This is a genomic window from Brevibacillus parabrevis (assembly GCF_022701015.1).
GTDB lineage: Bacteria > Bacillota > Bacilli > Brevibacillales > Brevibacillaceae > Brevibacillus > Brevibacillus parabrevis.
Genome location: NZ_CP064090.1, coordinates 977561 through 989643, shown reverse-complemented (window position 1 = coordinate 989643; position 12083 = coordinate 977561). Strand labels below are relative to the sequence as shown.

Here is a 12083-nt window from a genome sequence, read left to right as displayed (position 1 = left end):
CCATCACTGCTCCTCGATCACCAGTTTATAACCTAAACCCTTCACGGTAATCAAATATTCGGGAGAAGAAGGCTGGTCCTCGATCTTTTCCCTCAGTCGGCGTATGTGCACCATGACGGTGTTGTCGATCCCGATAAAATCCTCGCCCCAGACCGTATCGTACAGCTTTTCCTTGCTGATGACTTTGTTGGCGTTTGCCAAAAAAACCTTTATCAGCCCAAGCTCCTTCGGCTTCAAGTCAATCGGACTGCCGTTCTTCAAAAGCTCTGCTTTTTGCGGGTCCAGCTCAAACGGCCCAGCCTTGAACACAGGGTCTTCCTCAACTACAGGCTCAACGACCGCATAATCGGCTCTTCTCAGTTGCGCTTTGACCCGGTAGGCAAGCTCCTTGGGACTGAACGGCTTCGTAATATAGTCATCGCCGCCAATGGCAAAGCCCAAAATTTTATCAATTTCCTCGGTTTTAGCGGAGATGAACAAAATCGGCACCTTGGAAAAGCCTCTGATTTGTTTGCATACTTCATAACCTTCTCCGTCTGGCAGCATGATGTCCAACAGCACGAGGTCAGGCTTTTTCTCCTGAAATTGAGCCAGGCCGTCCTTGGCGGTGGTCGAAGTCCAGACGTGCTCGATCCCTTCTTTTTTCAGAACCGTTTGAATCAGCTTCAAAATATCTTCTTCGTCGTCAATGATCAGTACCTTTTTCCCGGACATTGCCGCTTCGCCTCCTTTAAAAACCGAACCCTTTTTATGTGAGAGTATGCCTGACCGCCCTCCATTTAGCAAGCCAAGCCGTTCTTCCATAGAGAAAAGGCGCAAAAAGACTTTTGCTGCCAGCCTTTTTGCGCGCGCCATGATTGCTTATTTCGCCTTTTGCTTGCCGTACGTCATAAAGCGCCACATCTTCTCCAATGGCCCCATCGCGAAAAATTTGAACCACACATTGCTGTAAATGATTTGGACGACGAAGATCAGGCTGGCGATGATGACGACATTCACCGGAGATACATACTCCAGCCCCATGATCGAAATGATCAGCAAGCCGATAAAGCTTTGCGCCACGTAATTGGTCAACGCCATCTGTCCGACCCGGGCAACTGGCGCGAAGAAAGCGCGAATCGCCGCATGCTCCAGAAGCAAAAACATCACAGCGACATAGAACAAGACCGTTGGAATCGTGCCAAGCGAAACGATCAGTTGCAAACTCTCGGCTGCTCCTGCCGAAGCAAACCACGTCCAGATCGCAAAACCAGCGACGACAGGCAACAAACCTGCTGCCAGAAGACGCAGCTGCTTTTTGCATTCACCGACGCGTCTGATCAGATCAGCCTTTGCGACAGAGAACCCAGCCAAAAACATAGTGAAAATCAAAGTCCAATCACCGATGATCACATCAAGCACCGTAGACAGGGCACCTTCTGTTCCGATCAGTTTGGCAATCAGCGCCACTACGTACACAGCGACAACTCCGGCGAGCCATTTGTTGATCGTGGCAAGCTTTGCCCGGTAAAACGGCAGCAGGAGAAATCCAATCAGTGCGTAAGCTGGCAAGATCGTGCCCCAAAAAATAAACACATGCACAATTCCGATCAAAAACATCATCAGCAAACGCCGGGAAAAACGGCGCAGCGGCCTGTCTCCCCGCATCTCGGCACGTGAAGCAAAAATGTAAAACCCTACTCCGAACAGAAACGAGAAAATCGAGAAAAATTTCTTTTCAATGAGAATGAGGGTAAGCGTATCAATCCATTGGTTCACTCCTGTAAATTCAGGAATGCTCATTCCTTCCGTCAGAATAATATAGCCTTTGATGTTAATAAACAAAATACCGAACAAGGCAAGACCGCGAATGATATCTAAAGCGACAATCCGTTCCTTTTGCGGGACAGAGGGATTCATTAGCTTGTGCTCCTTTCTTTATTGCAGTTTTTCGTCCGCTTTCTTTGGCAATTCTTCCTTGGCTACTTCCTGATAAGAAGTCACGCCTTTGCCCTCTTTCACAAACAGACTCAAGTATGCTTTTTCCCGCAGTTGTTTATCTGCCGTGAAATTAAATGTCTTTTGACTGCCGTCCTGATCGTAGGCGGGCAACTCGTATTCGTAGCGGACCAGCGTCTCTCCGCCGCCGATTTTGTCGACCAGCTTCTTGCCCTCTCCTTGAATTTGCGTATAGTAGACGTCTGCTCCCAGCCTGTTCAAATTCACTTTTTGCATAAGCGGCACGGCAGCAATCAGGATGACGGCAATGACGATCCACGTAATCATGCTCTTTTTCATGACTTCCTCTCCCAACCTCGTGTCCTTTTGATTGCTTCTGAGACGATTATAGCTGCCCGTACCTTACAGCGTTTTAATCCGAACCTTAACTAATCCTTAAAAAAATAACAGCAAACCTCGCTCAGAGATTTGCTGTTGCGGTTACAACGTATTCACTTTTTGCTCGGAACGATATCGGCGGCGGCATCAAAGTAGAAGGTACGCTCTCCCTTTTTCAGAAGCACGAGCACAACATGCAGGCAGAGAACGGCGACCATGATCGCCATGCACGCGAAGAGGACAACGGTCATCCAGACGTGGATCGGGTACAGTGCCGAATCCATCTCGATCTCCACCCGACTCAAGATTCCAATGAAAGCCGAGACTCCCCAAGGCAAGTACAGGGCAAACGTCCTTTTTAACAGCGCCCTCCACGAAGGAACCTCTCCTTGCGGGCCTGCCAGCCTGAAACGCAGCAATCTCGTTCCGACTGTCTGGCCGCCCCACAGCAACGGAAGGACGAAGTACACAACGAGGAAACCGACCGTGGTGTACACCAGCTCCATCACGTCATTGGACGAGAACAATCCGATCGTGACCAGCCAGACTGCCTGAATCAAGAAATAGTCGACCCACACTGCCAGCAATTGCGACAGCGGCGGCACCAGTCGGCTAGACTCGATTTTTGCCTTTTTCGCAAGCAGCGTCTTTTTGGACGGGAACAAGGCGAGAATGATCGGGCCAATCCAGTAGCCAGCAAGCGCGCCTGTGCTGTTCAGCATCAAATCGTCTACGTCGAAAATGCGGTACGGACAATTGTAGATGCCGTAAATCCCGGTTACCTGCGTGACTTCATAGAACAGGGAGAGGGCAAAGCCGAAGCCAAATGCCTTTTTCCAATACCGCTTGTCTTGCCAAAAATAGCGCAAGTAGACGCCGAACGGCAGCAGCAGCAAGAAATTGAAGGCTGCCTGCCAGAAAGCGCTCTGCTTGAAAATTTGCATGTACGTCGCGGGATTGGACAAGACGATCGCCCCATCCTTCAACGTATCTGTGACGAAGGAAAAAGGGATCAGCGAGTAATACACGGTATCCGCTGATTGGTAGGCGCATGTGTTGCGGGACTCCGGCAAAGGCAACAGCACCAGAAACAAAGCAGACAACATATAGTACATAAAAGAATAGGCCACGATGGAAGCCCACAGGCTCAAAAAGCCGTACTTCCGATAGCTGTAGATCAGCCAGGGAATGACCAGCACGAATCCCAGCAGGATGAATGCGATAAATGCCGTTTGAATCGGTATGAAATATGCCGACATGCTGCACCTCGTTTAATAGTCTTGGACGCTGGACGCCATTTGCGCCACTGGATTGACGCCCGCCCAGCTGTACGGTTAGTCTGTCTCGGTTGACCTTACAAAAATTATCATAGATGTTCGTCAGCGTGCAACGCAAAAAAGGATCAGCTGTCATCTTTTTGACAGCCAATCCGCTTTCTTGTCTTTACTTCGGTTCTTTGCCGGACCACACAAAACGCGGCAGACGGCTAAGCATGGCAGGCAAGACCGTCACATGGTCTTCCCCTGTGAACTTTATCCACTCCAGATGAAGACCTTGCTCGGCAAGCGTCGCCATACCCGCGGCGACTTCTTCTGCGCCTTCCAGCATATCCTCCAGCTCGTCAGCGCCAATGGTCAACAACAGTTGACGCTGATACTCGCCCTGCCAGCCCGCTTTGAACTTCTGCATTTCCTTGAGCACCTCGTTGTTGGCCCACCAGACAGACGGACTGCCCGCCACGTAATGCGTAAACAATTGCGGCCTGGTGAACAGAGCATGCAAGGCAAACAATCCACCCAACGAATGGCCGACCAGCAATTGTCGGTTCGGATCAACCGGCCATTCCTTGGCAATCGCCGGCATCAGCTCAAATTCGAGAAAATCGAGAAACTGATCCGCTTCGCCATGCGGTGGCCACGGTCTGCCATCAGGCCGCTCGGGAAGCGACGCTTCGTCGACATGCATCGTAAAATCACGGCATCGCCGCTCCACATCAAACGGCTCGCGTGAAGGATACCCGATGCCGACAACCAAAATGGGGTCGAAGCCTTTAGGCTTGCGAGTCTGGAGCTTGACTGCTTCGGCAAGCGTCTGGAATAGCGCATCTCCGTCCAGGGCGTAGATGACAGCATACCCGCCGGGAGGTGCCTCATCTGCTGGATTCCCGAGCAAAATCCGGTATTCCAGCTGTCTTTTCGATGTCAGCTTGTATTCGTAGCAACGCTCCGGAATATGAGGTGTTTCGATCATCTTGTTCATGGCTGCATGAACCTCACCACATCGTCAATCACTTTGCTTTGGGCGATAAAACCGCCGCTCAGCCAGTAGTCATTGGATGTCTCAAATACGTGGCCGCTTTTCACTGCCGGGACGTTTTTCCATACGGCACTGTCCTTCAATTCCTTTAAAAATGCATCCCCCTGGTTGCCGTCGTTCACGAGAAAAATGTAGTCGGCATCCAGTTGAGGCAATATTTCCATCGATACTTCAAACGCGCCGTCTTTGACCAGCTTGCTCGGTTCAAAGCCCAAATCGTGGGCAAGCACATAGCCGCTGAAGTAATCGCTGTTCATGAAAAACATTCCTTTTGCGTTAAAGCGGATGATCGCGGCTTTTTTACCCTCTGCTTTTGCCGCAAGCTTTGCCTTTGCATCGGCTGCTTTGTCCGCGTAGTTTTTCAAAGCTTGCTCCGCCTTGTCTTCAACCCCCAGCAGTTTTCCCAACGTGCGAACCGAGCTGTTCAAATCAGTAGAGGCGCTTTTGAAAACGTAGGTGGGAGCGATTTTGGCGTATTTCTCATACGCGCCGTTTTCCGCCGAATACGAATTGTGCAAAATTATGAGATCCGGCTGCGATTCCAAAATGACTTCAAAAGAAGGGGTTCCGCCAGCGAAGCTGATCTGCGGCACGCTGCCAAGCTGGTCTTGCAAGTATTCTTGCGGGCTTACCCCGTTCGACCATTGCATCGCGGGCTTGATCCCGAGTGACAGCAGAGAATCCTCCATGACAGGTGCAAATACTTTTCCAGGCTTGGCCGGAATCGTCAGTTCATGACCAAGCTCGTCTTTTACCGTCAACGGGTAGGCAACCTCTGTCTGGGCAGTACCTTTTGCCGAATCGGTCGGAGTGCTCTCGGCTGCCGTCTGTTGCTTGCTGTCCTGTGGCTTGGCTGTTTCTGTACCGCATGCGGCAAGCAGCCCGGATACGAGCAGCACGGTTGACAGCAGGGCCATTGTTTTGTGGGCGCGACTTGGTCGCTTGCTCCATCTCTTTATCATAAATAAGTCCCCCTTTTCGAATGATAACCATTCTCACAAGAAAGGATTATAGAAGAAAACATCAGGTGACTCCATGGACAGGAACAAGAGAAGAGGCTGGATTTTTCCCTGTTAGCATCAGCGTCGCTTCTTCCATCATCCGAATAATCGCCAGGGCGGAATACTCAAACCACGGGTTGGACGGAATGACGTACAGCTTGCTGTTTTTGACCGCCTCAAGACTTCTCCATTGCATGTGATACTGCAAGGAAAGCCAAAATTTTCGCGTCCGCGCGTCCGGGCAGATCAATACCAGCAGTCTGTCAGGATTAATGTGAGACAGTTGGTCGAGCGAAATCACTTCGTTGCACAGCTGTTTCTGCTCCGGGATCGTTGCCAGGGCCAAATCCTGGTACAGCATGTCGCGAATCCCCCTGTTGCTGTAAAGATAGATGTCCTCCCCGGAGATACGCAAGGTGACGAAAACGTCATTTCCAACTGCTTCGCGCACGCTTTGCCTGGCTTGCCCTGCGCTTTCCTCGTAGGCTTGCAGCCATTGCTCACAATCTGATTGTCTGTCCACCATCGCTGCCATTTCCCTAAGCTGCTCCCGCCATTTTGTTGCTTTGATTTCGACGCACTTAATCCCGGCTGTTTCAAGCTGACTGCGAATCGCCTGGTCGTATTCATGGTGCAAAATGAGCAAATCCGGCTTGGCCAAGCTCAGCTTTCTGAGGCTTTCCTCGTCCAACTCCGTCTCCGGTGAGCTTAAATGAATTGGAATCCGGTCTTGATAGTAATAGTGGTAAAAAGGACTCCATTTCGGATCAAGCGGAGCCGCAACCGGAACAATCCCCAGTGCGAGCAGATTTCCCGTCCCGGCCGTGGACGTGACCGCTACCCGCCTTCGCGTCTCCTTGCTGTATGCGGAAGGCGATACGCCGACTGCTTTCTTGAATTTTCTGCTGAAGTAAAACTCGTCCGTGTAGCCGACTTTTCGCGCCACTTCGTGCATGTACAAATCGGAATCGCGCAGAAGCTGCTTGGCACGCCCGATGCGCAGCTCCGTCACATAATCCATCACGCTCTGTCCGTACGCTTTTTTGAACGCATCTCCAAAGTAATTGGGGCTAAGTCCGGTCAACTGGGCCAGCTCATGAATCGATATAGGTTCGGCAAAACGGCTGGCGATATACTCCCGGACTTCCGCAAGCGACAAACGAGCAGCCATGCCGCTTTCCTTGCCTTGATTCCGTTCATTCCTGAACATGCTCAGCCACCTCCTGCGCTTTTTCATAGAAAATCGGTTTTATTCATGATATTGATAATCATTTTCATATTATTACTATAGTCCATCGCCTTATCGAAGACAATCGCGGGTAGCGACCACGCGACCCTCCCCGCAAAATACCACTCCCGGCCACCCCGAGCTGCATCTGCATGGGAACTCCTTTTTGTCTTATCATTTCCATCGCGGATGATCCGCTGCCTGTTGCGCTTTGATTATGCGGCGGGTGAAAAATGAAAAGCTGCCCGCAAAAGTGGCGAGCAGCTTCTGATAACCCGGTCGGTTGACCGTTATTTTTTGTTTGCTTTCGCCGACATGACTGAGACGATTTCGTCCAGCAGCAAGTCCAAGGTCAGCGGGTCATCGTAGTTGAATTTGCTATCCAAAATATACACGCGACCTTGCTGCACAGCCGGAATCGTCTTCCAGACGGAGCTGTCCATCAACTGTTGCTGGAGGGCAACCGTCTCGTTGCCACCATCCGTCAGCAGAAAAATATCGGTGCCCATATAGTCAGGGAGAACTTCGTTCGAGACATCCACGAAGCGCTCGTTTTTGTCTACAAGTTTTTGCGTTCCTGGTGACGGCTTGAAACCGAGCTGGCCGTATACCGTCGTATTCAGCCCTTGATTCCCCATCACATACATCTCTTTGCCCAAAAGCAGCAGCGATACGGCAGTCTCATCGCCTTTCAGTTGCAGCTTCTCCTTGGTCGCTTTTGCTTTTTCCTCGTACGCTTTGAACCAAGCTTCTGCCGCCTCCGTCCGTCCAAGCACATCTGCCGTAAACATCACGCGCTCTTTGGTCGGTGTGGCATCGTCCAGCCCCGTGACGACAGTCGGTGCAATCTTCTCCAGAGCCGCCAGCCCTTTTTCATCCCAGTCGTCGAAAATGATCAGGTCCGGATTTAACGCCAATACTTTTTCCTGCGAGTATGGATAACCGACGTCTTCGATTCCTTTTATTTGTTCAGGGTAGGCAATCTGACTCGCGATGACGCTCAAGGTGGCGCCAATCGGCTTCACGCCGATCGCCAGCAAATCACCCGGATTGCTGCCGACATAAACAACCCTCTGCGCTTGAACCGGGACCTCCACTTCGCGTCCCTGCACGTCTTTTACGACTTTTGTAGCCAGTTTTGTATCGGGAGCAGCGTCTTTGCTTGTCTCGGTACCCGCATTCGCTTTTCCAGCATCAGGTGTGGCAGGTGCAGTCGTTGCGCCGCAAGCTGACAAAAACGCCATCACGAGCAGCAGACCGAGCAGAGAAAGCAGGCGTTCCTTTTTAAACATAGCTGAATCAAAGCCCCTCTCTATTAATGAATAACGATCAATAAAGAAAATGATAATCATTATCACCAAAAGAGTATACATCAAGTGCTCATGCGGGTAAATAAAAAGAAAGCCCTATGCTCCCACCAGCCTATCTTTGCACAAATTCCGTAAAACTGATTTCGCTTACCTCGTACTCCGCACCTATGCTGGCCAGCTCGTTTGCGACCTTGGCAGCGACTGACTCCAGTCCTTTGAACACGAGCAGAGGAGCCGCTTCCAGATGAGCTTTTGCTTGCCCGTAATCGCATTTGAACCATTTTTTGATGAACAGCAGCGTCTTGAGCTTGTCAGCACCCGCACCTGTGATCATAACTTTGTTGTATATAAAGTCTTCCATCTCTTCTACGTCTGTTTCCGTGATGCTCCGCGGTCGCAGAGCGCTGCGCAGCAACTCCGCCAGATTGTCGTACGCGACAGCAAAATCCCAGACTCCCCTGCCGTGTTCTGCGGTATAAATCACGGTGTCGCCTCTGGACAGATCGATGCAGTATGGATCGCCCTCGTCGTTAGCAATCACCAAAAAGCTTTTCGGCCAGTCCTCTATCACTTCATCTGTCACCGGATTGTAGTTGTACCCGAGCTGGCCATCCGGCAAATCCTTTGCCCCGTATATATCCAGGTTGATATAATCATCCGTGCTCCAGGACACAGACTGTGGAACATAGTGCTGCAAAAAGTACACGTACTCCTCAGGCAGCGTCCATGTTTCCGTCACGCTTTTGATTGCTTGCTCGTCTGCTTCGGCAAGCAGTTGCATCGGATGTTTCGCGTAAAAGTCAGGGTCTTGTTCGCACATTGCTTGCACGACTGACCGCATCTGAGAAAGGATAGCATCGATTTGCGAATATACAGGTTCCACGCGGTTCACCACTTTGTCTGAAAATTGTCTCCCGAAATGACTCTCTTTCTTTTTCCACCATTCTCCAACATATTCCTTTGAAATCAGGGAAGTCTTTGAAAATGCTACTTGCGGCCTATCCGTAGCAGTCCCATGCCAGCCTGTCATCCACGAACAGACGAGCGGCTGACCAAGCAAACAGCCAAAATAAAACGGCCTCTCTTCCCGCAACGCAATGTGCAGGAGAAAGGCCGCTTGCTTATGATTGGATTAAAGAACCGTCTGCCGTCTACTGGACAGCAACCAGTTTGTTGTCAAGCCCCAGCGTCTTTGCTGTGTTTACATGAATGTCATGCAACAGCTCTGGATTGTCCATCAAAGACATGCCATAAGAAGGAATCATTTCTTTAAACTTCACTTCCCACTCGGTTACATGTTGCGGGAAGCATTTTTTGAGGACTTCCAGCATGACAGATACTGCGGTAGAAGCACCCGGAGATGCCCCCAACAAAGCTGCGATCGAACCATCGCCAGCCGTGATGACTTCCGTACCGAACTGGAGCGTTCCTTTGCCGCCAGCTTCGGTATCTTTGATTACCTGTACGCGCTGACCGGCAACAACCATATCCCAGTCTTCGCTTTTCGCATTCGGAATAAACTCGCGCAGCTCTTCCATGCGTTGTTCTTTCGAAAGCATGACTTGCTGAATCAGGTATTTGGTCAATGACATCTCTTTCGCGCCTGCTGCCAGCATCGTCATCACGTTGTTCGGTTTGACAGAAGTGATCAAATCGAACATGGAGCCGGTTTTCAGGAACTTAGGCGAGAAGCCAGCAAATGGCCCGAACAGCAACGATTTTTTATTGTCGATATAACGTGTGTCCAAATGAGGTACGGACATCGGCGGAGCGCCGACCTTGGCTTTACCGTATACTTTTGCATGATGTTGCGCCACAATATCCGGGTTTTTACAGACCATAAAAATACCACTTACCGGGAAGCCGCCAATGCGTCTTCCTTCCGGGATACCGGATTTTTGCAGCAAGTGCAGGCTTCCGCCCCCACCGCCGATAAAGACGAACTTCGCTTTATGGCGTTGAACACTGCCGTTATGCAGGTTTTTCACTTTCAGCTCCCAAGAACCGTCGCTGGCCCGCTTGAGGTCATCAACGCTGTGCTCGTAGTTCACTTCAACGTCTTTGCTCTTCAAGTGATCAAACAGCATACGCGTCAAGGCCCCAAAGTTGACATCCGTTCCAGAGTCGATCTTTGTGGCAGCAATTGGCTCGTCGGAGTTGCGGCCTTCCATCACAAGCGGAATCCATTCCTTCAGTTTTTCTGGAGAATCGGAGAACTCCATGCCTTGGAACAAAGGATTGTTTGCCATCGCTTCGAAACGTTTCTTCAAAAACGATACATTTCTCTCCCCTTGCACCAAACTCATATGGGGCAATGGCATAATGAAATCTTGCGGATTGCTGATCAGCTTGTTGTTCACCAGATAAGACCAGAACTGCATGGAAACTTGGAACTGCTCATTGATCTTGATTGCTTTGCTGATGTCGACCGATCCGTCTTTCTTTTCGCTGGTGTAGTTCAGCTCACAGAGTGCAGCATGCCCAGTTCCTGCATTGTTCCACTCGTTGGAGCTTTCCTCTCCTGCTTTTGAGAGCTTTTCAAACACTGTAATTTTCCAGTCTGGTACTAATTCCTTCAGCAGTGACCCCAGGGTCGCACTCATGATGCCGGCACCAATTAAGATAACGTCTGTTTGCATTTGTCTGCTACTCATTTTTACCGTCCTAACTCGCTGGTATTTGGAGAAAAGATGCAGGCGGCTCCTGATCTGGCCCCGTTGCAAGTCAGGGTGCTACCTAGTACACACCTTTTCTGGAATAATTACAACCTGTATATAGTGTAACACTTTTATCTTTAGAATAAAATATTTGCTATATATTGATAGTTATATGCTATTAAAGGTGCCTTAAATTTTAGTAATGATGCACTTTTAATAGAGACATACTGAAAAACGGTCATAAAACCTTATAAAGGCACAAAAACCAAAGCCACTGCTCGATGAGTGTTGCGGGGTTATCGGCAGGGTTCTTCCGTTATTTTGCCTTATAGCGGGATATTATATGATCGCATCGCAAAAAAGCGTTCGGGGATGTGTACAATTGCTTCGCCCCCCACGATATTCATGCCATCTACCCGTCTGGTCAAACATACATTGTTACATTCGATGGCCTGCAACAAGTAGCCTATGTCAGTCGGAACTTGATCACACAATTGTATAAAAGGATCAATTTTTACATATATGCTGGTTGTTTGTGGAAATTTATCTGTTTTTGTCGAACGGTATCAAGCGAAAATCATGCAAAAATAGACTTTCACCAACAATAAATAATTTAAGAGAATACTGGAATTCTTACAAATCCGTTATGATTTTGCCAAATTATATCAAATGTTGTAAGATTGTAGCATAGGCGTCATAGTTTCAGAAGTTTGTTGATGGAGGTAATAAAATGTCAATTTCTGGCACATTTTCGAACTGGCTTAAAAGCACGCAATCGACCTTGCGGGACCAGGTTAAAAAGTTTCAGAATCGTGACTTTATGGATGCAGTCGTCGCGGGATGCGCATTGGTTGCCGCAGCCGATGGACAAATAGACTCCACAGAAAAACAAAAGATGGCCGCTTATATCAACCGAAGCGAAGAATTGAAAGTTTTTAATATGAACGATGTTATCGCCCGGTTCAACCATTTTGTCAGCGGATTTGAATTTGATCATGGCGTAGGCAAGATGGAAGCGCTCAAAGCAATCGGAAAAATCAAAAATAATTCGGAAGCAGCACGAGTTCTCATCAGTGTGTGTTGTGCCATTGGTGCAGCAGACGGCGATTTTGATGAGAAAGAAAAAATGGTAGTTCGGGAAATTTGCCAGACCGTTAATTTGAATCCAGGCGATTTCCAGCTGTAACCAACAAGCGGGATTGCCTTATACCAGAGGCAGTCTTGTTTTTTTTATCGTATGGCGAATTGGGATGAA

General features: G+C 49.4%; 11 protein-coding genes. 1 reads left to right on the top strand and 10 read right to left on the bottom strand.

The features are described from left to right. Positions 1 to 3: 3 nt before the first annotated feature. The 10 genes from IRJ17_RS04965 to IRJ17_RS04920 all read right to left on the bottom strand — a co-directional run bounded on the left by IRJ17_RS04965 (position 4) and on the right by IRJ17_RS04920 (position 10825). Complete coding sequence (locus IRJ17_RS04965) at positions 4 to 714, bottom strand: response regulator transcription factor (protein WP_242773513.1); 711 nt, start codon at positions 712 to 714, stop codon at positions 4 to 6. A gap of 147 nt (positions 715 to 861) precedes the next feature. Continuing rightward, positions 862 to 1899 (bottom strand): DUF418 domain-containing protein, encoded by a 1038-nt coding sequence (locus tag IRJ17_RS04960; protein WP_242773510.1) that lies wholly within the window; start codon positions 1897 to 1899, stop codon positions 862 to 864. Positions 1900 to 1917: 18 nt separating this feature from the next. Continuing rightward, the gene (locus IRJ17_RS04955; protein ID WP_242773507.1) at positions 1918 to 2277 is read right to left on the bottom strand and encodes a YxeA family protein; all 360 of its coding nucleotides are present in this window, start codon (positions 2275 to 2277) and stop codon (positions 1918 to 1920) included. A 152-nt stretch (positions 2278 to 2429) separates the two neighbouring features. Further along, complete coding sequence (locus tag IRJ17_RS04950; RefSeq protein WP_242773503.1) at positions 2430 to 3575, bottom strand: VanZ family protein; 1146 nt, start codon at positions 3573 to 3575, stop codon at positions 2430 to 2432. Between the two features lie 184 nt (positions 3576 to 3759). Further along, positions 3760 to 4575: an alpha/beta hydrolase gene (locus tag IRJ17_RS04945; RefSeq protein ID WP_242773498.1), complete on the bottom strand. Its 816-nt coding sequence runs from the start codon at positions 4573 to 4575 to the stop codon at positions 3760 to 3762. Beyond that, positions 4572 to 5594, bottom strand: a complete 1023-nt coding sequence (locus IRJ17_RS04940) for an ABC transporter substrate-binding protein (RefSeq protein ID WP_173597219.1) — start codon at positions 5592 to 5594, stop codon at positions 4572 to 4574. Before IRJ17_RS04940 ends, IRJ17_RS04945 begins: the two co-directional genes overlap by 4 nt. A gap of 61 nt (positions 5595 to 5655) precedes the next feature. Continuing rightward, the gene (locus tag IRJ17_RS04935; protein WP_217021991.1) at positions 5656 to 6843 is read right to left on the bottom strand and encodes an ABC transporter substrate-binding protein; all 1188 of its coding nucleotides are present in this window, start codon (positions 6841 to 6843) and stop codon (positions 5656 to 5658) included. Positions 6844 to 7151: 308 nt separating this feature from the next. After that, positions 7152 to 8153: an ABC transporter substrate-binding protein gene (locus IRJ17_RS04930; RefSeq protein WP_242773485.1), complete on the bottom strand. Its 1002-nt coding sequence runs from the start codon at positions 8151 to 8153 to the stop codon at positions 7152 to 7154. Positions 8154 to 8283: 130 nt separating this feature from the next. Beyond that, the gene (locus IRJ17_RS04925) at positions 8284 to 9054 is read right to left on the bottom strand and encodes an SMI1/KNR4 family protein (RefSeq protein ID WP_229049778.1); all 771 of its coding nucleotides are present in this window, start codon (positions 9052 to 9054) and stop codon (positions 8284 to 8286) included. 268 nt (positions 9055 to 9322) lie between these two features. Next, positions 9323 to 10825 carry a malate:quinone oxidoreductase gene (locus tag IRJ17_RS04920; protein WP_173598929.1) on the bottom strand — a complete coding sequence of 501 codons (1503 nt, stop codon included), beginning with the start codon at positions 10823 to 10825 and terminating at the stop codon, positions 9323 to 9325. A 733-nt stretch (positions 10826 to 11558) separates the two neighbouring features. Between IRJ17_RS04920 and IRJ17_RS04915 the strand changes: the two genes are divergently transcribed. Next, entirely contained in the window at positions 11559 to 12014 is a 456-nt protein-coding gene (locus IRJ17_RS04915) for a tellurite resistance TerB family protein (protein WP_063231626.1), read from the top strand. Positions 12015 to 12083: the final 69 nt, after the last annotated feature.

Bases quoted from the DNA above. Each gene is read 5' to 3' on its own strand.
- IRJ17_RS04945 (WP_242773498.1), bottom strand. From the start codon at position 4,575: ATGAACAAGATGATCGAAACACCTCATATTCCGGAGCGTTGCTACGAA.
- IRJ17_RS04930 (WP_242773485.1), bottom strand. From the start codon at position 8,153: ATGTTTAAAAAGGAACGCCTGCTTTCTCTGCTCGGTCTGCTGCTCGTG.
- IRJ17_RS04960 (WP_242773510.1), bottom strand. From the start codon at position 1,899: ATGAATCCCTCTGTCCCGCAAAAGGAACGGATTGTCGCTTTAGATATC.
- IRJ17_RS04915 (WP_063231626.1), top strand. From the start codon at position 11,559: ATGTCAATTTCTGGCACATTTTCGAACTGGCTTAAAAGCACGCAATCG.
- IRJ17_RS04950 (WP_242773503.1), bottom strand. From the start codon at position 3,575: ATGTCGGCATATTTCATACCGATTCAAACGGCATTTATCGCATTCATC.
- IRJ17_RS04940 (WP_173597219.1), bottom strand. From the start codon at position 5,594: ATGATAAAGAGATGGAGCAAGCGACCAAGTCGCGCCCACAAAACAATG.
- IRJ17_RS04955 (WP_242773507.1), bottom strand. From the start codon at position 2,277: ATGAAAAAGAGCATGATTACGTGGATCGTCATTGCCGTCATCCTGATT.
- IRJ17_RS04920 (WP_173598929.1), bottom strand. From the start codon at position 10,825: ATGAGTAGCAGACAAATGCAAACAGACGTTATCTTAATTGGTGCCGGC.
- IRJ17_RS04965 (WP_242773513.1), bottom strand. From the start codon at position 714: ATGTCCGGGAAAAAGGTACTGATCATTGACGACGAAGAAGATATTTTG.
- IRJ17_RS04935 (WP_217021991.1), bottom strand. From the start codon at position 6,843: ATGTTCAGGAATGAACGGAATCAAGGCAAGGAAAGCGGCATGGCTGCT.